Origin of the sequence: Microcoleus sp. Pol8_D6 (genome assembly GCF_036700965.1) — a bacterium.
GTDB lineage: Bacteria > Cyanobacteriota > Cyanobacteriia > Cyanobacteriales > Microcoleaceae > Microcoleus.
The window spans coordinates 1-22,053 of the sequence record NZ_JAUBPW010000012.1; the positions used below are offsets into that span (position 1 = coordinate 1).

Genomic DNA, 22,053 nt, shown 5'->3' on the forward strand with positions numbered 1-22,053 from the left:
ACAATCGCATCTATCACGGGATGGGATTATATTCTATCGGCACTAAATACTGTAGCATAATTTTGGAGAATTGGTATAAATTCAAGGTCAGAAAGGAGGATTACCTTCGAGGACTTTAGTCCCGCGAAACAGAACGTCTAAAACAACTTAAAAATTTGACGGTCGATGATTTTGGGCGATGGCTCTCTTACTCCTGACATACGGATCGACAACTTCCAGTACCCGCCGATTCGGCAACCGCGATCGGGTCGGCAACACTTCAGAAGAGACTGTTAAAAAAAATTTAAAAACCAGCACAATTAAGAGCAATTAGCATCCTGTAATGGTTTGGAAATCATCCAGATCTACCAAAAAAATTGCACTTTAAAAACGATCAGATCGCCGAGCCCACCCATAAATCTCGTTTCAGCTTCTTCAGCATTCATCCAAATACACCACATAAATTGCAGTTACGCCTACAACAGAGTGAACCGTCTCCTGTAGACTAAAACGGTAGTTAATCTGTTAATTTCTTTGAGGAAAACGAGTTTATGGGAGGAGTATCGGTGATAGAGTCGATTGTAGCGCAACAAACTCCCTTGGGCAGCGAGGCTGCTACAAATAGCCAAACGGCAGGAGTCATTCCTGAATTGGTCATCATCTTGATCATTCTGCTGCTGATTGCAACTGTTGTGGCACTCGTAACTCAACGGTTGCGAATTCCCTATGTAACGGGCTTAGTGTTAGCAGGCTTGCCGATTACGGAGGTTTTGTCGCGTCGAATTGGTTTAGACCCATCTTTAGTATTAAATCTTTTTCTACCCATTCTTATTTTTGAAGCATCTATCAATACGGATATCAGCCGTCTCCGCAGTACCTTTAAGCCGATCGCGCTGCTGGCGGGTCCAGGCTCGATCTTTTCCTCAGCAATCATCGCTATTCTGGTTAAATTTGGGCTAGGACTAGACTGGATTCCGGCGTTGCTGATCGGAGTCATTCTAGCAAACACTGATACCGTCTCGATGATCGCGGTTTTTAAGGAGATCCGTGTGCCTTCTCGATTGTCCACCATTGTTGAGGGAGAAACTCTGTTCAATGATGCGGCTGCTCTAATTTCATTTAATTTGCTTTTGGTCATTTATGCGACAGGCTCTCTCACCCCTATACAAGGCGTGAAGGAACTGCTCGTGGTTGCCTTAGGTGGGGCACTGGTCGGGGGTGTTTTAGGTTACTTGAGCCTGCCGATATTTGTTCGCTTAAACGATCCGTTGAGTAGCCTTTTGCTAACCGTCGCTCTCGCATTGGGAACGTTCCAAATCGGACAATTTTTAGGCGTATCGGGCGCGGTGGCGGTGGTCATCGCCGGACTTGTTTTTGGCAACCTCGGGCTGCCTCGCAGTTCGTCTGCCTCGGATCGGATTAGCTTACTGAGTTTCTGGGAATACGCTGGTTTTGGCGTCAATACGTTTATTTTCCTGCTGATTGGGATTGAAATTAACCCGGTGACGCTGTGGAGAATTTTGCCATCCATTTTATTGGTCATTCTGGCCTATCAACTGGGGCGGATTCTCTCGGTCTATTTGTTATTAGCGGCGCTGCGTTGGTTTGATCGTCCCATTCCGCTACGCTGGCAGCACATTTTGGTTTTAGGGAATATTAAAGGGTCTCTCTCAATGGCCTTAGCTGTTGCGATTCCCTTGACCCTACCAGGACGGGATAACATCATTGCCTTGGTGTTCGGTGCAGTTTTATTCTCTTTGGTCGGACAGGGATTAAGTTTACCGTGGATAGTAAAACGACTAAAAATTAGCCGTGTTTCTGATGTAATGCAGGAAGCTGGGCAGTTACAGATTCAGTTGATTGCTTCCAAAGCGGCTCAAGATGAGCTAGATAGTTTGCTGAAAGCAGGCGTGTTGCCGAAGGCAGTTTACGAGGAGTTATGGGCATCGTATCAAGCACGAGTAGCACACTCTGAGCGAGTGCTGCGCGATCTCTACAATCAACATCGGGCAGGGCAAGTACAGGGCGATCGCAGCGGGCTAGATACGATTCGACGGCGATTGCTTTTAGCAGAAAAAGGAGCCGTTAGCGATGCCCTCCGCAAGCGAATTGTTCCAGAAGAGCTGGTTCATCCTTACATCAAAGATTTGGATGAGAAACTTCTAACGTTGGCAGATGACTAGCCCGAATGCCGAGGTAATCAATCATGTGGTGAACTAGCTCTGGACGGGTGACGACCAAGATAGTAGAGCCTGCTTCAAGAACTGTATTGCCGTTCGGAATCTCCAGATTGGCGCAGGCATGGCATTGATAACCAATAATCAGCGAACCTGTTGGAAAACGAGGGTCTTGAGCAATTTGAGCAACGGTGCGACCTGCCACCTTGCAATCGCCTGGAACTGGCAGCTTTAGTACCTCGACTTGCCCGTGTTCAAAGTGCATCATCGACTCGATTTGGGGGTATTCAATCGCATTCGCCATTGATGCAACTGCCAAATCAATAGTGCTGATGATGTGACTGGCTCCGGCAAGTCGATAGGCTTCCATGAATTCGCGATCGCGCATTCGCACCACAATATGGGAAATGCCATAGCTCCTTGATAGGGTGATCAGCGCTAAATTCAGTGCATCATCTCTGAGTGATGCAACGATTGCGTTTGCTTGTTTAATTCCCGCTTCCAGAAGAACCGTTGTGCTCACCGCACTGCCTTCAAATGCCATCACTCCGATTTTTTCACGAGCAAAGCGACAGGCAAGCGGGTCGAGATCAATGATTGCAACCGTATGACCGAGTTTTAATAACTGCTGGGCTAAACCCAGCCCCATCATTCCTGCTCCACCAATTAATACGTACATGACTGACTGTCATCCCAAGAATGAACATTACAGATTTATCACTATAAAGCTACATAATCTTAGGAACTTTAAAAAACTCCCCATCGCGATCGGGAGCTCCCTCCAAAATACTTTCTCCCTTAGCAAAAGGTTGCAAATCGTCCGATCGCATTACATTACTAACATCGATCGCCCGCGTTGTCGGCTGCACCTTACTCGTATCTAGTTCACTCAACTGCTCGAAATAATCCAAAATACCGTTAAGTTGACCAGTAAACTGGTCTTCTTCTTCCGGCGTTAATTCCAATCTCGCTAAATTCGCTACTTTCCGAACTTCTTCTCTGTCAATCATAAAAATCGGGAATGGGGAATGGGGAATGGGGAATGGGGAATGGGGAATGGGGAATGGGGAATGGGGAATTAGTTATTAAGAACAATAACAAACAACAAATATAGAACAAATAACTAATTCCCCATTCCCTGTCCATCCTAGTTAAAAATACACATCAATTTGCGAGCGGCCTGTCGTCTTCAGCCAATTTTGCACTTCAATGTAATTGTTTGGGGCCAAGCGAATAGCCTCCTTCCAATAATCCGCAGCTTTATCAAACAGCCCTTCCGCCCCTTCAATATTGCCCGCTTCCTTTTCCTTTTCCCCTTGATAGTGGTAAATCACAGCAATATTATTCAGTGCTTGTGGCATTCTCGGATTGAGATCCAAAGCCTCGCTGTAATATTCCAAAGCTTTATCGTGTTCGCCGTTGCTAGTATGGATCAGCCCCATATTGTACAAGACATAACTACGATCGTAAGGATCTTCCTCCAGCTTCAGCGCTTCATGATAATTGTCCAGCGCTTCAGCATATTCGCCATCTGCTTGAGCTGACATACCATCCCGGTAATAAGCAAAAGCTTCCTTCGCCTGCTTTTTGGCTGGCATAATCTTTAGGATGATATCAGCCATTACCGTGAAACTTTTGTCAATAAAGTTATCGTTGCGTTGAGTTCTTGGCATATGCGATTCTTTGGTTAGTGGCTAATCATAAAAATTAGCCTGTAAAGTTTTCCTATTAATAATTGCGCCACTGTTGTAGTGGCCCGTTGTGTTGAGGGCGCTAAAAAGTTTAGTCGATCGCACCTGCGAACCTTAAAACACGCCCTTGGGTTTAACACCCACGCAAGCTCTATCTATTTTATATAAGTCTTGCAAGACTTGCAAAAAAACTAGATTTCTTTAACCTCTCTCTCGCACTCTAAACAAAACTTACAAAAACCCGCGCCGAAGGGAAAAGTTTTGCTTTAGAGTGCAGGGGCGATCCTGTTCGAGCGCTTTCCTTCGGCTCGCGAAAGCTAACGCCAACGGACGATCGCGCACCGTACCCTACTAACTGTACCCACAATCCCCCTCCTTGACCCTCAGAGCAAACAAGCAAATAGCCTGCCGAGGAGAAATTCAATCACAAAGTTTTATTAAGCTATCCGAGTTCAGCCCATACTTAAAAGTTATTCGGCAAAACACTAGCAATATTTTGCCCCAAAGTCAAGGGCAGCCTCAAAAAAAATCAGAAACGCGATCGGCAAAACCAGCTCGAATTCCCGCAATATATAATAAAAATAACCGGGTAATTTTCACAGAGAGAAACCTATGGCTCCGAATCCCACCATTATGCAAGCCGTCGAACAACTTGGCTACCGCGTTACGGTTGGAGACGTGGCAGCAAAAGCTGGATTAGATGTCAATTTTGCCCAGCGAGAACTGTTAACCCTCGCCTCCGAAGCAGGCGGCAACCTGCAAGTAGCAGAATCCGGCGACATTGCCTACCTATTTCCCAAAAACTTTCGAGATATTTTGCGAAACAAATTCTGGCGCTTGCAGTTGCAGGAATGGTGGCAAAAAATCTGGCTTATTTTATTTTATCTGATTCGGATATCTTTCGGCATAGTGCTGGTAGCTTCTATCCTCTTAATTTTTGTTGCTATCACAATTTTACTCTCCAGCGGCGATAACAATAACGGGGGAGGAGGAGGAGAAGGTGGCGGCGGGGGCGGCAGAGGTGGCGGCTTTTCCTTTTTTCCCTACTTCTGGAACGACTTAATCTGGATATTTTACTGGAACCATGACCAACCATACTACCAGCAGCGATCGCGCTTAACTGGCCAAAAACCCCAGATGAGTTTTCTAGAAGCAGTTTTCTCCTTTCTATTTGGAGACGGCAACCCCAATAATAATCTAGAAGAGCGCAAATGGAGCGATATTGCCGCCGCAATTCGCAACAACCGAGGCGCCGTCGCCGCCGAACAAATTGCTCCATATCTAGACAATCTCGGACAAGGATACGCCCGAGAATACGAAGAATATATGTTACCGGCTCTCGCCCGTTTTGACGGCCGCCCCGAAGTCAGTCCCGAAGGGCAAATAATTTACCATTTTCCGCAATTGCAAACCACAGCCACCGAGAGAAATTCTGAACCAGTAGCAGCTTATTTGCGAGAAATGCTGTGGCGTTTCAGCAACGCCAGTTCCGGCCAAATCATGCTGGCAGCAGGGTTAGGAGCCGTCAATCTTGTCGGTGCGTTAGTTTTGGGGAATCTATTAACTAATAATTTGCTCGTCGGTGGATTTATCGGTTTTGTCAGCGCTGTCTATCCCATGATCCTGATTTACGGCGTCGGATTTCTCGCAATTCCTTTAATTCGCTACTTCTGGATTCAGTGGAAAAATAGCCGGATAGAATCCCGCAATCAAGAGCGTCAGCAGCGAGCAATGTTATTAAACGAACCCGATGCCAACTTGCTCAAAAAACTGGCCTACGCTCAGGAATTTGCAGCAGAAAACGTTCTGACAGGAGAAGACTTAGCTTATACAACAGAAACAGAACTAACCCAACAAGAACTAGAACAGTCAGCTAAAATAGATGCCGAATGGCAGCGCCGGATAGATCGATCCGAAAACTTGTAATACTAATGAAAAAAACCGTTGTTTGTTGTTAAGTTAGGTTGCTAAAATTTTGCACCCTTTGCAAGAATAGACAGGATGCCTGTTCCAAAATAAAATATCTTTGTTGGGGAACGGGCTTTTAGCTCGTGGCTAAGCATTATGGAAAATATCAATCTTTAGGGATGTCATAATTTTTTCTAATCCAAGTTTTATTAAATAAGCTTAGGGCGTTTAAAAATTAAACAATTTTGGTCATACTTAGAGTCGTGATCCAGAGCCACAAGTTCCCATCCCTCCTCCCCCAAATGATTGACAAATAGATGCAGCGAGCCTTGTTTCCAATCTCGCTGTTCTTCACCGTTTACATATAAACTAATCAGCTTGTTTCCAAAAGGATACATATTCGCATCCACAAATAAATACTCCCACTTTTGCATAGCAATCCTTAATGTAGTTAGTTGGCAGTTGGCAGTTGGCAGTTGGCAGTAGTTAGTAGTTATTGGTTATTTGTTGTTGGCTCTAATAACCAATGCTTTTCGCCCTACTTCTCAATTCCCAATTACCAATGCTTTTCGACCCAATTCCCAATTCCCAATTCCCAATTCCCAATTCCCAGCAGTTACTGGACTGCAATTCTAGCCAAAGTAGCACCTCGGTAATAGTGCAACAAAATCTGCTGGTAGCCGTATCCTTGTCTAGCCAAATTGTAGGCCCCCCACTGACTCATTCCTACAGCATGGCCGAAACCTTTGCCAGCAACTTGAAAACCCGTAGGAGCTTGGCCACTGTTCCTTGGGTTCCCACCGCCGGCATACTGAGGAATCACGGTAAACCGCGTACTCCTCAAATTTAAAACCCGGCGTAAATCTGCGCCAGTCATGACTCTAGAACCGCCATCTCCAACTACTTTCATCCTCAAAACGCTGCCGTGAGCGGTAGTGCGTTCTGGCTTCATCGAGATCACATTGCCCACGCCAGAAATCTTACTGCTGATTTGAGCGCGAGAAAAATTTTCTTTCCATTGGTAAACCGGCGCCCCTTGGTCAAAGTCAGGAACAGCACGCAAGTAAGGCAGAGGTTCTGTCCAAACATCCTCGACATTTTCAGTATGTCCCCCAGACGCAGAGTGGAAAGCGGCTAAAATTATCTGACCGTTGTAGGCCAGAACTTGACCAGCGGTTGCATCGACTGCGGAATAAGTGCCAGAAGATTCTGTTTGCAATCCTTTGTAAACCTGGGAATACTGAGTGCTGTCCACGTCGTAAAGGTCGGTTTCGCTTTTCATTCGCTGGTGGATAGCGTAGGAACGGGCGGCGACTGCTTGGGCTTTCAAAGCCTCTTGAGGCCAATTGCCACTCATCTCGGCGCCGAGAACGCTGTAGAGATATTGTTCGATATCGATGTAGTTGATGGCAGTCAAGCCTCCTTTTTGGGGAACTAGAAGCGTGCGTCCCCGATACCAACGATCGCCAATCCAAACATAACCGTTCCCCGTGGGCTCGATCCAAACTTGGTTGGCGGCCCAGCGACCAATTGCCACTGTTCCCGATCGAAATTGAGCTGACTGAGAACTGTTTGCCGGCAGTTCTCCCAAATTGCGCCCGTTACCGTCGCGGATTGCAGCCTTAGTAGAACTGCCGACTTTTACCTGAGTTGCCCCGTCTTGTACCGCCACTCGCAAGATCAGCGCGGCCTGTGCTGGGGCTACCATTGCCAGCCAAAACAACAGTGAAATCCAAAAGTAGCGTTTTTTTAATGTCGAAAAAACGGAACCAAAAAATACTCCTGACTGCATTTGAAAATTTTCCTCCTGTGCTGTATGACTTTAAGAATTTTTAAGGGAAGGGAAGGCAAGGGAAAAAGGAAGGGGAACGGAAGAAACAAAACGTTAGAATTGGGTGGATCGCTCTGTGCGCTTGTCAAAAATGATTTTAGCGAAGAGATGTTCGCAGGAACAGCGATTTATCCCGGTTCCTGCCTGCGACTATTTCCTATATGTCGGATTTGTCGCACTCTGGATATATGTAACATATTTTTTAAGATTTAATTGAGGTGATTTGACTCTTGCAGATTACATTTCTCGGAACTAGCTCCGGCGTACCCACGCGATCGCGCAACGTTTCCAGCATCGCCCTCCGCTTGCCCCAGCGAGCGGAACTCTGGCTGTTTGACTGCGGCGAAGGAACTCAGCACCAGTTTCTCCGCAGCGACCTAAAAGTCAGCCAACTAAGCCGCATTTTCATCACTCACCTGCACGGCGACCATATTTTCGGCTTAATGGGTTTGCTGGCTAGCTGCGGTTTGGCCGGGAATGTCAAGCGCATCGATCTTTACGGACCGCCGGGACTTGAAGAATATTTGCAAGCTGGTGTTCGCTATTCTCAAACTCATTTTTCTTACCCGGTTAAGGTACACAAAATCCACGAGGGAGTCATCTATGAAGATGACGAATATATTGTTAGCTGCGGTCCTTTGAAGCACCGAGTTACTGCTTTTGGTTATCGCGTAACTGAGAAAGACCGTGCGGGACATTTTGATGTTGAAAAAGCGAAAGCTGTGGGTATTCCTTCCGGGCCAGTTTACGGTCAATTAAAACAAGGAAAGACCGTAAAGTTAGAGGACGGGCGACAGTTTAAAGGTACTGATTTTTGTGGCCCGGATCAAATCGGGCGCAAGTTTGTTTATTGTACTGACACGGTTTTTTGTGACGGGGCCGTGGAATTGGCGAAGGATGCTGATTTGTTGGTGCATGAAGCTACTTTTGCTCATCAAGATGCTCAAATGGCATTTGATCGCCTGCATTCAACTTCCACAATGGCGGCTCAAGTGGCTTTGATCGCTGGGGCGAAACAGTTAATTATGACGCATTTTAGCCCGCGTTATGCTCCCGGAAATGCGATCGTCCTGGATGATTTGCTCAAGGAAGCGCAGGCTATTTTTCCGAATACGAAAATGGCCTATGACTTTTTGACTTATGAAGTGCCGCGGCCTATTTCAAACGAGGGTTAATCTGACCTGAGATGTTACAGCATTTTCAATAAGGGCGATCGGGGGGGGCCAGATGCCCACCCCACAAAAACATTAACCTCTTGTGGAACAGGCCAGAAAGCCTGTTGCGGAAATTAATCCTACAAAAACATTAATCTCTTGTGGAACAGGCCAGAAAGCCTGTTACCCCCTGGAATTGTCAATCAGCAGATATACCTGAGTGGCACTCGCGGCCCACCTTCACCAACTTCAATCCAAAATCCAAAATCCCAAATCGGTCGATCGCCCCCAAAGATGCCTTCGACTGCTTAGCAGACCCAATGGTTGCTACAATCGGGGAGGGTATATGTTGTGGCTAACACTACAGCCCGTAACCCTGAAAGCTAATAGCTAAATTATTAAAAATCTGCCTCTCCTGCCATGTTTAAAAATCTGCTAGGCGATCCCAACGCGCGCAAACTGAGAAAATTTCAGCCTTGGGTAGCTGATATCAATATTTTGGAAGAAGACATCCGCGCACTCTCAGACGACGGCCTCAGAGGCAAAACGGCGGAGTTTCAAGAACGTCTGGCAAAAGCTAAATCTCTCAACGAAGAGAAAGAGATCCTAGACGAAATCTTGCCGGAGGCTTTTGCAGTGGTGCGGGAAGCGGGACAACGGGTTTTAGGAATGCGCCACTTTGATGTTCAACTCCTCGGGGGCATTATCCTGCACAAAGGCCAAATTGCCGAAATGAAAACCGGTGAGGGCAAAACTCTCGTGGCGACGCTGCCGGCTTACCTCAACGCCCTCAACGGCAAAGGCGTACACATCATCACCGTCAACGATTATCTCGCAAGACGGGACGCGGAATGGATGGGACAAGTGCACCGCTTCCTGGGATTGACTGTGGGACTGATTCAGCAGGGCATGGATCAGGTGGAACGCAAGAAAAATTATAGCTGCGATATTACCTACGCCACTAACAGCGAAGTCGGCTTTGATTATTTGCGCGACAACATGGCTACTGTCATGGAAGATGTAGTGCAGCGTCCTTTTAATTTCTGCGTGATTGACGAGGTTGACTCGGTGCTGATTGATGAAGCACGGACGCCTTTAATTATTTCCGGCCAGGTGGAACGCCCCAGTGAGAAGTATATACGGGCGGCTGAGGTAGCTGCTGCTCTGAGAAAGGAAAATGAAGAACATTACGAGGTTGACGAAAAGGCTCGGAATGTGCTATTGACCGATGAAGGGTTTGGTGAAGCTGAGCGATTGTTGGGTGTTACGGATTTGTACGACCCGGCTGACCCTTGGGCGCATTACATTTTTAATGCGATTAAGGCCAAGGAATTGTTTATTAAGGATATTAACTACATCGTTACTCCCGATCGCGAAGTCGTGATTGTCGATGAGTTTACCGGCCGGGTGATGCCGGGACGGCGCTGGAGTGACGGTTTGCACCAGGCGATCGAAGCGAAGGAACGGGCGGAAATTCAGCCGGAAACTCAGACGCTGGCAACGATTACATATCAGAATTTCTTTTTGCTTTATCCGAAGCTGTCGGGGATGACGGGGACGGCAAAGACTGAAGAGACCGAGTTTGAGAAGATTTACAAACTGGAAGTGACGCTGATTCCCACTAACCGGATTACCAGCCGTACTGACCTTTCGGATATGGTTTACAAGGCGGAGGCTGGGAAGTGGAATGCGATCGCCCAAGAATGCGGGGAAATGCACGATATCGGTCGGCCCGTGCTGGTGGGTACTACGAGTGTGGAAAAGTCGGAGTTGCTGTCGCGGCTGCTGCAGGAACGGAAAATTCCTCACAATTTGCTTAATGCTAAACCGGAAAATGTGGAGCGGGAGTCGGAAATTATCGCTCAAGCCGGACGAAAAGGCGCTGTGACGATCGCGACCAACATGGCGGGACGCGGTACTGATATTATTTTGGGCGGTAATTCTGAGTACATGGCGCGCCTCAAGTTGCGGGAGTATTTTATGCCCCGGATCGTGCAACCAGAGGATGACGAGGGGTTTTCTGTGGTGCAAGTGCCTGGTATTAGTGGCCGCCCCGCACCTCAAGGTTTTGGTCAAACTGCGAAAAAGGTAAAGTCTTGGAAAGCTTCGGCGCAGATTTTCCCGACGCAGCTATCGAAAGATGCCGAGCAAATGCTCAAAGCGGCGGTGGAATTGGCGGTGAAGGAGTACGGGGAGCGATCGCTCTCGGAATTGCAAGCCGATGATATCGTGGCTATAGCTTCGGAAAAAGCGCCGACAAAAGACCCCGTAATTCAAAAGTTGCGGGAAGCTTACAATTTAACTCGCAGGGAATACGATGCTTTTACCAGCACCGAACACGATGAAGTCGTGCAGTTGGGAGGCTTGCACGTCATCGGTACCGAACGCCACGAATCGCGCCGGATCGACAATCAGTTGCGCGGCCGGGCGGGACGCCAAGGAGACCCTGGTTCTACGCGGTTTTTCTTGAGTTTGGAAGACAATTTGCTTAGGATTTTCGGTGGCGAACGGGTGGCCGGTTTGATGAAGGCTTTCGGTGTTGAGGAAGATATGCCGATCGAATCTGGAATGCTGACTCGTTCCCTAGAAGGCGCTCAGAAAAAAGTCGAAACCTACTATTACGACATCCGCAAGCAGGTATTTGAATACGACGAAGTGATGAACAATCAGCGTCGAGCAATCTATGCGGAACGTCGCCGAGTATTAGAAGGTTTGGACTCCAAAGAACAGGTAATTAAGTATGCCGAACAGACGATGGACGACATCGTAGGAGCATACATCAATCCCGATTTACCTTCGGAAGAATGGGAACTCGACAAATTGGTGAGCAAGGTGAAGGAATTTGTTTATCTGCTCGCTGACATGACACCGGATCAGCTAGAAGATTTGTCAGTTGAGGAAATTAAAACATTCCTGCACGAACAAGTCCGCAATGCTTACGACATTAAAGAAGCGGAAGTTAATGCAATCCGAGCCGAATTGATGCGAGATGCGGAACGGTTCTTTATTTTGCAGCAAATTGATACTTTGTGGCGGGAACACTTGCAACAAATGGATGCTTTGCGTGAGTCTGTAGGACTGCGTGGTTACGGCCAGAAAGACCCGTTAATCGAGTACAAAACTGAAGGTTACGAGCTGTTTTTGGACATGATGACGGATATCCGCCGCAATGTGGTTTATTCGCTGTTCCAGTTCCAGCCACAGCCGGCAATGCAAGTTTCACCAGAGATGGTTTGAAAATAGTTAACAGTTGACTGCAACTGGTTCCCAAACTCTTGCTGGGAACCAGTTGCAGATTTGGGATTAGACCCAATCTTCTTGATCGCTTTTTTGTTTCCTGTAAACTTCACCTGTGGCGTGAATTTTACGGGTTTGTTCGTAAAGACTTTCTTCGGTATAATTCCATTTTTGCAAGACTTTTTTTAAGTCCGATTGAATATCTCTAGCGCCGGGAAAGCCTCGGTAGCGAATTATCAATCTTGCTAATTCCGATAAATTGTAGTCGGTTGCTTCTCCTCCTAATAAAGTATCGACACTGGCTCGATCGCGCTTGTATTGCGGATGCTGCTGATCTTGAATTTTTTCGACTGAATCCATACTATTTATGTTTCCCAATCATTTAGAATACCTAGATGCCCGACTTGTTGAAGAAGTCGGGTATCTAATGAGAGTTAAAGTTTTACTATGTTTTCGCTTCAGTCATTCCCAGAAATTTTTGTGTTTGTTCAGTAATACCAAATAATCGATCGCCGTGACAAAAGATTTCCCAGGCGCGAATTCCCATAAAACCAATACCTGCAACTGCCAAGGGCATCGCTGCGGCACTTAAAAGCGCGGCAATGGGGGGAAATATCATGCACAGTGTTAACAGAATGCCAGTAATAACACCACCAGCAATGCCAGCTTTGGCGGTGGCAGTGGCGACTTGTTCGACTAACTCTGACTGGGTAATTTTGCCTTCAACGCACAATAACGAGTTTTCTAATATCGAAAATACTAACTCAATTACTGCTGCGGCGATCGCCCCTTTCATTGCAGCCCCAACTATTTCCGCAACTGCTGCTTTAAACGCTGCATCCGCTAAAACTTGCTTAGCGACTGCTAATTCTGCGGCAGTCATGTCTGCACCACCGCGAGAACGATTCACTCGAAAATGTTCAAAAATTCCGTTAGCAGCTTCGCTGCCGCCTCCATTGACGTGCGCTTGGATGTGACTCCAATCTTTATCTTGACAGAAGTTGCGAATTGCTTCTGGCCCTTGGGCACGAATTTGGGCGGGTATGGATTCAAATACTTTTGCTGCTTCTTGCACATTTCGGATGCCGTCACGCATTCCAGCCCTAGCAAATTTCGATTGCAGAGTGGTTGGCAGGTTCTCAAAACGGATGTTATGTGCTATTTTAAAAGCTTCTTGAGTGGCGATCGCCCCTGCACTAACAATTGAACTTGGCGCTGATTGTACCCACGCCGTTAATACAGTTGCATTTTCCTCAACTTTAGCAGCGATTTCGTTGGCTAAGTTTTGGGTATCGGCAACAGTTTCTTGTACTTTAGCCGTTAGGAATTCGAGCGGATTCTGGCTAATTTCCATGTTGATCCAGCTTGCATCGTTAATGATTGAATTATTTTGACTATAACATTCCTTTTGGGTAAGTGTTACTTTTTACTGAATTGCTTCTCGCTTCTAACTCCGGCTGTAAATTTAGAGCTTTTTTTTGATAAAATAAACCTTCATTGATTCGACCTTGCTCTTCCAAACTTTTGCCTAAATTCCAATAAGCAACTGCTAAATCTGGTTGAAGAACGATAGATTTTTGGTAGTAACTTATGGCATCATCGAGCTGGCCTTGTTTGTAAAACATACTGCCCAAATTAACATAGGCTTCGACAAAATTAGGATCAAATTCGATCGCCTTGGAGTAAGCGCGAATCGCGGCGTCTATTTTACCTTGGGCTTGCAAGATATTGCCGAGAGTTTTGTAGGCGGCGGCGAAATTGGGTTGCTGGCGAAGTGCTTGGTAACAGGATGCGATCGCCTCTACATATTTCTGTTGCGTATAATAAATTTCAGCTATCTTGTTAAGTGCGATCGCACTCTCCGTTTGAATGGCTAGTAATTTTTGATATTCAGCGATCGCCTCCTCAAGTTTTCCTGATTTCTGAAGGCTATCGCCCGCTGACAAATACTGCTCTGCTAACTCGGAATTTGCGGTCATAGATTTTACTTTAACAGCCGAAACTACTTTACCACAAGTGTTAGTTAGCAACCGCGATTTCTAGGGATATTGTGACTATTTGATATTTTAAATTTGTTTTTGTACCAACATAGGACTTACGCAATCATTCCAGGTATGGGGCAACCACGGGGGGTTTGCCCTACAAAACACTATATGGGGCAACCACGGGGGGTTTGCCCCTACAAAACACTATATATTGAGGCTGTGCGTAAGTCCTGCAACAGTGCGGACAGTTTTTGATTACCAACAGCTTAGAAACCGAGTTTCTAACACCCATGCGTCAGCCTGGAAACTGTCGGAAGTGTTGATAGATAAATTAGCTAAATGTTCGATCGCCCTAGCTGTTCAAAAATTAATTGAACGGGCGATCGAAAAAATTAAGGAGACAGTCGCCACACCTTAATCGTGTCGTCAAAACTGCCACTGATCAGAGTTTTGTCTTGAGGATTAAAAGCCAAATCCACCCAGGTAGAATGACCCTTCAGCGTGCCCGCGATTTCGCCGGAACTCATGCGCCACAGCTTGATAGTCCCGCTCAAATCCGCGCTGGCGAGTTTGTCTCCGTCGGGACTGAAAGTCAAGGACTTAACCTTGTCGGAATGGCCGATCAAAGTCCGCAGCAAAAAACCGTTGGGCTGCCCGGAGTGATTATTTGCGCTGATATCCCACAGCTTCACCGTCTTGTCCCAACTGCCGCTGGCGAGAGTTTGACCGTCCGGGCTGATGGCCAGAGACCAAACCGCCTCGGAATGACCCCAAAGAGTTTCTTTCAATTCCCCAGTCTGCCAGTTCCACAGGTTGATCTTACCGTCGCTGCTGCCGATCGCCAAAGTTTCTCGATCGGGGCTGAAAGCCACCGACTGCACCTCGTCAAAAACCTGCTTGAGAGTTTCCAACTCGGCCCCGCTTTCGACTTGCCACAACTTCAAAGTTTTGTCCTTACCGACACTGGCCACTGTCTGGCTATCGGGACTGAAAACCACCGAGAACACGCCGTCTGTGTGTCCGTCCAACGTCCGAATTAACTTGCCCGAATAGAAATTCCACAATTTAATCGTACCGTCAACGCCACCGCTGGCGATCGTCCTGCCGTCGGGACTGACTGCCACCGACCACACCGGCCCCAAATGTCCTGCTAAAACCTTGAGCAGCTTGCCATGACGCTTGTGCCGCAAGTGAATTGTGCCGTCGTTATTCCCGCTGACGATTACGCGGCCCTGGGGAGCTACTGCTACCGCCCAAACCGGGTTTTTGTCTTGATCCGCCAGAGTCCGCACTGCGGGTCGGGACTGCAATGCCTCACCGTTGAAATCCTGCATCGGGGGCGGATTGAACCGAATTTCGGGAATGCTAGAAACAGGCTCGGAAGAAGTGAAAGCCTGCGGTGCAGGAGATGGCAAGCGAACACCCAGCACTACCGACAGCAGGGCAACCGCAGTTCCTCCCCACATAGCCAAAGTCCACTTGGGTTTGCTGAGAATCACGTCTACCGGTGCCGGGCCATATTTCATGTCTGTGAGAATTGCCTCGGTCGAGCGATAGCGTTTTGATGGTTCTCGCTGCACCATTTTATCCAGAATGCGGCCGAGTCGCGCCGAAACTGGTACTTTCAAATAATGTCTCCAGGCCCAACTTTCGGATTTGATGTCAAACAAATCAAAGGGCGACATTCCCGTTAACAAGTGAATGCAAGTGACGCCCAAACTGTAGATGTCGCTGCTCTTAATCGCTTGGCCTTTAATTTGTTCCGGGGCCGCGTATTCCGCAGAACCTGTCACCGTTTTTGTTTTCAGCGGCCCGCTATTAGCCGGAATTGCCGCGCCGAAATCGACTAAAACTAGCCCAGAGGAACTTTCTTGGGACAGGGGATGTAGATCCTCTTTCCCTGCCAAAGCTGGGGATGCTTGGGGAGTTTTGCGGTGAATAATATTGGACGGTTTGATATCTCCGTGAATCAGTTGATGTTCGTGAACAAATTGCAGGACTGGCAACAATTCACTCAGCAGATACCAAATTTGAATTTCTTTAACAACACCTTTTTCTGAAAGCCGATCGGCTAAATTACGGCCTTCGATGTATTCTTGCACTAAATACTGGCAGCCTTCGACTTCAAAAGATGCCAGCAGCTTTGGTATTTGGGGATGTTTCCCCAACTCGTCGAGAACTGACGCCGAGCCGCGAAATGTCCGGTTTTGCTGTGTGCCACCGTCTGCGGCTGCTGCTGAGCCGCAGAACTGTTGAATGACGCAGCGGGGTTGCGAAGGTTGGTCTTCATCGACTGCTAAGAAGGTGCGACAAGTGAGACTTTGACCGAGGGTGTGAAAGACTCGGTAGCGACCTTTTAGCAGCAAATTCGACTCGCAACTTTTGCAGACTGTCGCGCGATCGAGATTTTGGGGATTCTGGCAATTGGGATTGGTGCAGTAACTCATTTGTCTTTCCGCTGGAGACCCCCGTCCGACATTCTTGCTGGTGGGGGAGGAAAGCGGGGCGGTGCGTGCCGCTTCCTATGGACAAATTCAATAATTGGAATCTTTGCTTTATGATAATTGTTTCCCAGATTTTCGCCACAATTGCTTGGGTCGATCGCGCGTAAATAATTGCTGACTTTCCTGCGAGCGAGGTTTAATAGGTCGATCGTACGGGCGGCATCTCCTGCCCAACCCCTACTCCCCACAAGAAAATCATTCTTCGCTTCACAGGCCGGAAAGCCTGTTCTTTAGAATGGTGCAATATCTCAGTTGTTACCGAATTAAGCTATACTGTCATAGCGAATACTTGCAGTGCGATCGCACCAAATCAATCGCGAGAGCTTGCCAAATATCCGCGATTCTTTGTTCTATGGAGTGAATCTAAAAGTTCAAATCTCCCATCTCAAATCGACTAACCGGTTAAAACTCAGGCAATTTTTTTCAAACTAACTACTAACTTTTAACTATTACTTATGCCGTTAATTCGCGTTCCCAAACCTTGGGAAATTCTCGAACCCCAAATTACCCCAGAAACAGCCTTTCTCAACCGCCGCCGCTTCATGACAAATTTAATTGGCGCCGGTGTGACTGCTTCGCTGCTGCCACTGACTGGCTGCCAAAGCAATCCTAGCTCAAAAAATGCTCTGGATCAAAGCTCAACCCAAGCATATGCGGGATTGAGCCGGAATCCCGACTTTGCGAAAGTCGATCGAGCGATTACCGACGAAGGCTTAGCTACAAAATACAACAATTTTTACGAATACGGCGGCACAAAATCTATTTGGCAAGCCGCTCAAGCTTTGCCAACAGAAAACTGGAAAGTAGAAGTAGGCGGTTTAGTAAAAAATCCCCGTACTTATGATATTGACGACCTCTACAAAAAATTTCCTATCGAAGAACGAGTTTATCGATTTCGCTGTGTAGAAGCCTGGGCGATGGTAGTTCCTTGGGTCGGATTTCCCATGAAATTACTGATGGCTGATGTCGAACCGCAATCGAAGGCTAAATTCGTTCGCTTCACCTCATTTTACGACCCCAAAATAACTCCCGGCCCCGGTTTGATGTCGCAATTTTATCCTTGGCCTTATACCGAAGGTCTGCGAATTGAAGAAATGGCGAACGATTTAGCATTTTTTGCCACAGGCTTGTATGGCCGAAGGCTACCTAAGCAAAATGGTGCGCCACTGCGGCAAGTGATTCCTTGGAAATACGGTTTTAAGGGCGCAAAGTCGATCGTCAAAATTGAATTTGTCGAAAAACAGCCCGCCACTTTTTGGAATACAATCGGTTCCAACGAATACGCTTTTGAAGCAAATGTCGAACCCGACAAGCCGCACCCCAGATGGTCGCAGGCCAGCGAACGGATAGTCGGCCCCGGTAACAGTTGGTCGTGGGAAACACGCCCAACTTTGCCCTATAACGGTTACGGCGAATATGTAGCGAGTTTGTACAGTTAATTAACTACGCGAGATGTAATTTGAGAAACAGGCTTTTCTGCTTCTCAAATTATTAATTTATCTCTTTTCTCTTTCTCTGCGCCCTCTGCGTTCTCTGCGGTTAATAAAAAAAAAGATTTTTTTTCGGTTCAGCAAAATGAAATACAGGACACGGCAATGCCCTATCACTACCCTATACCTGCACTTTGTTTGTAAATTTTACCTTGATTTTGCAGGAGATCGACTACAATAAAAATTGATGAAGCTACCAAGGAATTGTTAAATGGTAACAACAACATCAACTCCCATCGAGCAGCAAACTACCCCAGCAGAAAACCGAGTTATTTTAAAAGGTGTCAGTTGGTCAACTTTTAAAGCATTGCTGGCAGATGTTGGGGACGATAGAGCTTGGAGAATTGCTTACGATGGAGGAGTATTAGAAATCAGGATGCCACATCTAGAACATGAAGTTCCGAAAGGACTGATAGAAAGCTTTATTGAAGCTACAGCAGACGAGCTAGAAATCGAAGTGATGAAAGCTGGTTCTCTGACTCTCGAACGGGAAGATTTAACTCGTGCTGTCGAACCTGATACTTGTTTCTACATTCAAAATGAAGCCAGCGTCAGAGGTAAAAGAGATATCAACCTCCCAGAGGATTTGCCGCCGGATTTAGCAATAGAGTCGGATTACACGAATTCTTCAGTTAATAAAGATTCCATATATGCTGCTCTTGGTGTTCCCGAACTTTGGAGGTATCGGCGGGAATCTCTGCAAGTTTATCAACTTGTCGAGGGAAAATATGAAATATGCGATCGCAGTTTAGCTTTCCCCTTTTTACCCGTTGCCGAAATTCCCGGTTTCATCGAACAAAGCAGAACAGTCGGACAGCGGGCGGCTGTGCGTTTATTTCGGCAGAGAATTAGAGAAATCTTACCGAGTCAAAGTTAACGCAAAAATCCGAATTGCTGTAGTTGAAAAACTAGCAAGTCAATTTAAATTACATCAGCGTTAATTAGCGTTCATCTGCGGTTAATAAAATATTTAATCTCGATATAAAATCAATTGACAAACTCCTGCACTCTCTGCCAAACTCGCTCCACTAAATCTGGTGTGCTAACATCAAACCATTCAATTTCAGGATAGGCCCGAAACCAAGTCCGCTGCCTCTTCGCAAATTGCCGCGTGTGCAAAATTGTTAATTCTTTGGCTTCTTCAAGCTTAATGTCGCCAGCCAAATATTGTTTCATTTCCTGATAGCCCAGCGTGTTCAAGAGTGGCAAGTCGCAGCCGTATTTTTTACACAAATATTCTACTTCAGCAATCCAACCGCATTCTAGCATTTGTTCGGTGCGCTGTTTGATACGATCGACCAAAACATCGATCGCGCAATCCAACCCAATTTGTAAAATAGGATAATTGGGAGGATTTTCGCCCTGCTGTTCCGAAATAGGGCGACCGGTGACATAACATACTTCCAGTGCCCTTAAAGTTCTTACTGGATCATTGAGGTGAATTTTCTCAGCCGCAGACCGATCGACCTGCTGCAACATCGCGTAACATTGAGATTGTCCGAGTTCGGCAAGTTGCGATCGCAATTCGGGCATCGGCCCTACCCTCGGAATTTTTAAACCGCGCACGATCGATTTAATATATAAGCCCGTCCCTCCCACCAACAACAGAGGAGGAGACAGGGGAAAATCGACAGCAGCAATTAAATTTTGAGCTTGTTGCTGGTACTCTGCTAGTGTCAGCGTTTCCGTCGGATCGCAGATGTCAATTAAGTGATGCGGTACAGAAGTGCGATCGACCGCCGTCGGTTTTGCGGTTCCGATGTCAAATTCGCGGTACACTTGACGGGAGTCCGCACTCAGGATCGAGGATTGCAGTCGCCCCGCCAAAGCCAAAGCCACTCCCGACTTCCCCGTCGCCGTCGCTCCGCAAATCGTAATTAATTTAGGCATAAGCTGTCGCACATTTCCCTATAAAAACTCTCAAATCCTCTCCTCTCCATGCTTTCGCCTCTCTCCATCCACTGATTCACGGCGATCAACCAGGGCAGTCCTCCAGCAATCTCAAAACTATTCCCCTCCGTCCCCCCAATAAATTTCCCTTCAGAAAGCCCTAGCATCGCCTTTAACGGTTTTGTGCTATAATTTTAGGAGTTTTCCCATTTTAGAAGCTTTCGGGGCTTTAGGCCTCATTATTGGAGCTATTTTTGTATGACCAGCAGCTACAGCGCCGACCAGATTCAAGTTCTCGAAGGTCTCGAAGCAGTCCGTAAACGACCGGGGATGTACATCGGTACCACCGGGCCGCGAGGACTCCACCATCTAGTTTACGAGGTTGTGGACAATTCCATAGATGAGGCGCTGGCTGGCCACTGCACTCACATCGAGATTGACATCAACGCCGACGGTTCCGTTACCGTGACAGACGACGGCCGGGGCATTCCCACCGGCATCGTTGCCAAGACTGGCAAATCAGGAATAGAAACAGTAATGACTGTACTTCACGCCGGGGGTAAATTTGGCGGTGGTGGCTACAAGGTTTCTGGAGGATTGCACGGTGTAGGTATTTCTGTTGTTAACGCGCTGTCCGAGTGGGTAGAAGTGACAGTTTGGCGCGACCAAAAAGAACATTTACAGCGCTACGAAAGAGGCAATCCAGTTACTGAACTTACTGCCAAGCCCAACAAAGGTACTCGCACCGGCACTTCAGTTTCTTTCTTGCCAGATACTCAAATATTTAGCACTGGCATTGAATTTGATTACACTATACTCGCCGGGCGCTTGCGAGAATTGGGTTACTTGAATGCGGGCGTGAGAATTACGTTTAGCGACCACCGTTTGGAACTGCTTAAAAGTAGCGAACCTCGCGTCGAAACATACTGTTATGAGGGCGGAATTAAGGAATATATCGCCTACATGAACCGCGAAAAGCAGCCTCTGCACGAAGAAGTGATCTACGTGCAAGGAGAACGCAACAACGTGCAGATAGAAGTGGCTTTGCAGTGGTGCGTTGATGCTTTTAGTGACAACGTTCTAGGTTTTGCTAACAACATTCGGACGATCGACGGTGGCACACACTTAGAAGGTTTGAAGGCTGTTTTGACGCGGACGATGAATTCGATCGCCCGCAAGCGCAACAAAATCAAAGAAAACGAGCCCAACCTCGCCGGCGAAAATGTTCGCGAAGGTTTGACAGCAGTCATTTCGGTCAAAGTCCCAGACCCGGAATTTGAAGGCCAAACTAAAACTAAGTTGGGAAATACAGAAGTTCGGGGAATTGTCGATTCCTTAGTAGGCGAAGTATTAACAGAATATTTGGAGTTTCGCCCCCAAGTAGCTGACGCTATTTTAGAAAAAGCTATTCAGGCATTTAAGGCTGCTGAAGCCGCCCGCCGTGCCCGCGATTTAGTGCGCCGAAAATCAGTCTTAGAATCGTCTCCTTTGCCTGGAAAATTAGCGGACTGTAGTTCCAGAGACCCCGCCCTGTCTGAGATATACCTGGTGGAGGGGGATTCTGCAGGCGGATCGGCAAAACAAGGGCGCGATCGCCAATTCCAAGCAATCCTGCCTTTGCGCGGTAAAATTCTCAACATTGAGAAAACCGACGACGCCAAAATCTACAAAAATAACGAAATTCAATCGTTAATTACAGCCCTGGGTTTGGGCATCAAAGGCGAAGAATTCGATCCGGGTCAATTGCGGTATCACCACATCGTAATTATGACTGACGCTGACGTAGATGGTGCTCACATCCGCACGCTGTTGCTGACTTTCTTCTACCGCTATCAGCGCGCACTTGTAGACCAAGGTTACATCTATATTGCTTGTCCTCCTCTCTATAAAGTGGAACGGGGACGCAATCATTACTACTGTTACAGCGATCGCGAAATGAACAATCTCATCCGCAATGAATTTCCGGCGAATGCTAATTACACCATTCAGCGGTTCAAAGGTTTGGGTGAAATGATGCCGACACAGTTGTGGGATACGACGATGAACCCAGAAACTCGGACGCTGAAACGGGTGGAGATTGAAGACGCTGCTGAGGCCGATCGCATCTTTACGATCTTAATGGGCGATCGTGTCGCCCCCCGCCGCGAATTCATCGAAACCTACGGCCCCAAACTCAACCTCCTCGACTTGGACATCTAAATTAATCA

18 protein-coding genes are annotated in these 22,053 nt (G+C 47.1%); 8 read left to right on the forward strand and 10 right to left on the reverse strand.

Features of this window, described 5'->3' with window-relative positions:
• The first annotated feature begins 578 nt into the window (after positions 1-578).
• Positions 579-2,162 carry a sodium:proton antiporter gene (locus tag QUA10_RS07190; protein ID WP_333081991.1) on the forward strand — a complete coding sequence of 528 codons (1,584 nt, stop codon included), beginning with the start codon at positions 579-581 and terminating at the stop codon, positions 2,160-2,162.
• Here the strand turns inward: QUA10_RS07190 and QUA10_RS07195 are convergent.
• The 3 genes from QUA10_RS07195 to QUA10_RS07205 form a co-directional block, all read right to left on the reverse strand.
• A complete protein-coding gene (locus QUA10_RS07195) occupies positions 2,119-2,835 on the reverse strand; it encodes a TrkA family potassium uptake protein (RefSeq protein WP_333081992.1) in 717 nt (238 codons plus the stop codon). The genes QUA10_RS07190 and QUA10_RS07195 overlap by 44 nt on opposite strands.
• Positions 2,836-2,884: 49 nt before the next feature.
• Positions 2,885-3,166, reverse strand: coding sequence for an Asp-tRNA(Asn)/Glu-tRNA(Gln) amidotransferase subunit GatC (gene gatC / locus QUA10_RS07200; protein WP_333081993.1), 282 nt, complete (start codon positions 3,164-3,166; stop codon positions 2,885-2,887).
• 141 nt (positions 3,167-3,307) lie between these two features.
• Positions 3,308-3,829: a photosystem I assembly protein Ycf3 gene (locus QUA10_RS07205; protein ID WP_333039118.1), complete on the reverse strand. Its 522-nt coding sequence runs from the start codon at positions 3,827-3,829 to the stop codon at positions 3,308-3,310.
• Positions 3,830-4,459: 630 nt separating this feature from the next.
• Between QUA10_RS07205 and QUA10_RS07210 the strand changes: the two genes are divergently transcribed.
• Positions 4,460-5,773, forward strand: a complete 1,314-nt coding sequence (locus QUA10_RS07210) for a hypothetical protein (protein WP_333081994.1) — start codon at positions 4,460-4,462, stop codon at positions 5,771-5,773.
• Positions 5,774-5,964: 191 nt separating this feature from the next.
• On the opposite strand, the gene QUA10_RS07215 is transcribed toward QUA10_RS07210, so the two are convergent.
• Together QUA10_RS07215 and QUA10_RS07220 are read right to left on the reverse strand one after the other, a co-directional pair.
• The gene (locus QUA10_RS07215; RefSeq protein ID WP_015174403.1) at positions 5,965-6,189 is read right to left on the reverse strand and encodes a hypothetical protein; all 225 of its coding nucleotides are present in this window, start codon (positions 6,187-6,189) and stop codon (positions 5,965-5,967) included.
• 182 nt (positions 6,190-6,371) lie between these two features.
• A complete protein-coding gene (locus tag QUA10_RS07220; RefSeq protein ID WP_333081995.1) occupies positions 6,372-7,547 on the reverse strand; it encodes a SpoIID/LytB domain-containing protein in 1,176 nt (391 codons plus the stop codon).
• Between the two features lie 269 nt (positions 7,548-7,816).
• Here QUA10_RS07220 and QUA10_RS07225 point away from each other — a divergent pair, with 269 nt between their 5' ends.
• Positions 7,817-8,761 (forward strand): ribonuclease Z, encoded by a 945-nt coding sequence (locus QUA10_RS07225; RefSeq protein WP_333081996.1) that lies wholly within the window; start codon positions 7,817-7,819, stop codon positions 8,759-8,761.
• A gap of 399 nt (positions 8,762-9,160) precedes the next feature.
• Positions 9,161-11,977 carry a preprotein translocase subunit SecA gene (gene secA / locus QUA10_RS07230; RefSeq protein WP_333081997.1) on the forward strand — a complete coding sequence of 939 codons (2,817 nt, stop codon included), beginning with the start codon at positions 9,161-9,163 and terminating at the stop codon, positions 11,975-11,977.
• A gap of 66 nt (positions 11,978-12,043) precedes the next feature.
• Here secA and QUA10_RS07235 read toward each other — a convergent pair whose 3' ends face one another.
• The 3 genes from QUA10_RS07235 to QUA10_RS07245 all read right to left on the reverse strand — a co-directional run bounded on the left by QUA10_RS07235 (position 12,044) and on the right by QUA10_RS07245 (position 13,956).
• On the reverse strand, positions 12,044-12,337 hold the full coding sequence (locus QUA10_RS07235; protein ID WP_333081998.1) for a DUF3288 family protein: 294 nt from the start codon (positions 12,335-12,337) through the stop codon (positions 12,044-12,046).
• An 85-nt stretch (positions 12,338-12,422) separates the two neighbouring features.
• Entirely contained in the window at positions 12,423-13,331 is a 909-nt protein-coding gene (locus QUA10_RS07240) for a hypothetical protein (RefSeq protein WP_333081999.1), read from the reverse strand.
• A 40-nt stretch (positions 13,332-13,371) separates the two neighbouring features.
• Positions 13,372-13,956 carry a tetratricopeptide repeat protein gene (locus QUA10_RS07245; RefSeq protein ID WP_333082000.1) on the reverse strand — a complete coding sequence of 195 codons (585 nt, stop codon included), beginning with the start codon at positions 13,954-13,956 and terminating at the stop codon, positions 13,372-13,374.
• A 244-nt stretch (positions 13,957-14,200) separates the two neighbouring features.
• On the opposite strand from QUA10_RS07245, the gene QUA10_RS07250 reads away from it, so the two are divergent.
• Complete coding sequence (locus QUA10_RS07250; protein ID WP_333082001.1) at positions 14,201-14,380, forward strand: hypothetical protein; 180 nt, start codon at positions 14,201-14,203, stop codon at positions 14,378-14,380.
• Here QUA10_RS07250 and QUA10_RS07255 read toward each other — a convergent pair.
• A complete protein-coding gene (locus tag QUA10_RS07255) occupies positions 14,355-16,409 on the reverse strand; it encodes a serine/threonine-protein kinase (protein WP_333082002.1) in 2,055 nt (684 codons plus the stop codon). The genes QUA10_RS07250 and QUA10_RS07255 overlap by 26 nt on opposite strands.
• Positions 16,410-16,921: 512 nt before the next feature.
• Between QUA10_RS07255 and msrP the strand changes: the two genes are divergently transcribed.
• Both msrP and QUA10_RS07265 read left to right on the forward strand, forming a co-directional pair.
• Positions 16,922-17,905: a protein-methionine-sulfoxide reductase catalytic subunit MsrP gene (msrP, locus tag QUA10_RS07260; protein ID WP_333082004.1), complete on the forward strand. Its 984-nt coding sequence runs from the start codon at positions 16,922-16,924 to the stop codon at positions 17,903-17,905.
• A 262-nt stretch (positions 17,906-18,167) separates the two neighbouring features.
• Positions 18,168-18,833 (forward strand): Uma2 family endonuclease, encoded by a 666-nt coding sequence (locus QUA10_RS07265; RefSeq protein WP_333082005.1) that lies wholly within the window; start codon positions 18,168-18,170, stop codon positions 18,831-18,833.
• Between the two features lie 110 nt (positions 18,834-18,943).
• On the opposite strand, the gene miaA is transcribed toward QUA10_RS07265, so the two are convergent.
• Complete coding sequence (miaA, locus tag QUA10_RS07270) at positions 18,944-19,846, reverse strand: tRNA (adenosine(37)-N6)-dimethylallyltransferase MiaA (RefSeq protein ID WP_333082006.1); 903 nt, start codon at positions 19,844-19,846, stop codon at positions 18,944-18,946.
• 258 nt (positions 19,847-20,104) lie between these two features.
• On the opposite strand from miaA, the gene gyrB reads away from it, so the two are divergent.
• Positions 20,105-22,045, forward strand: a complete 1,941-nt coding sequence (gene gyrB / locus QUA10_RS07275; RefSeq protein ID WP_333039081.1) for a DNA topoisomerase (ATP-hydrolyzing) subunit B — start codon at positions 20,105-20,107, stop codon at positions 22,043-22,045.
• Positions 22,046-22,053 lie beyond the last annotated feature (8 nt).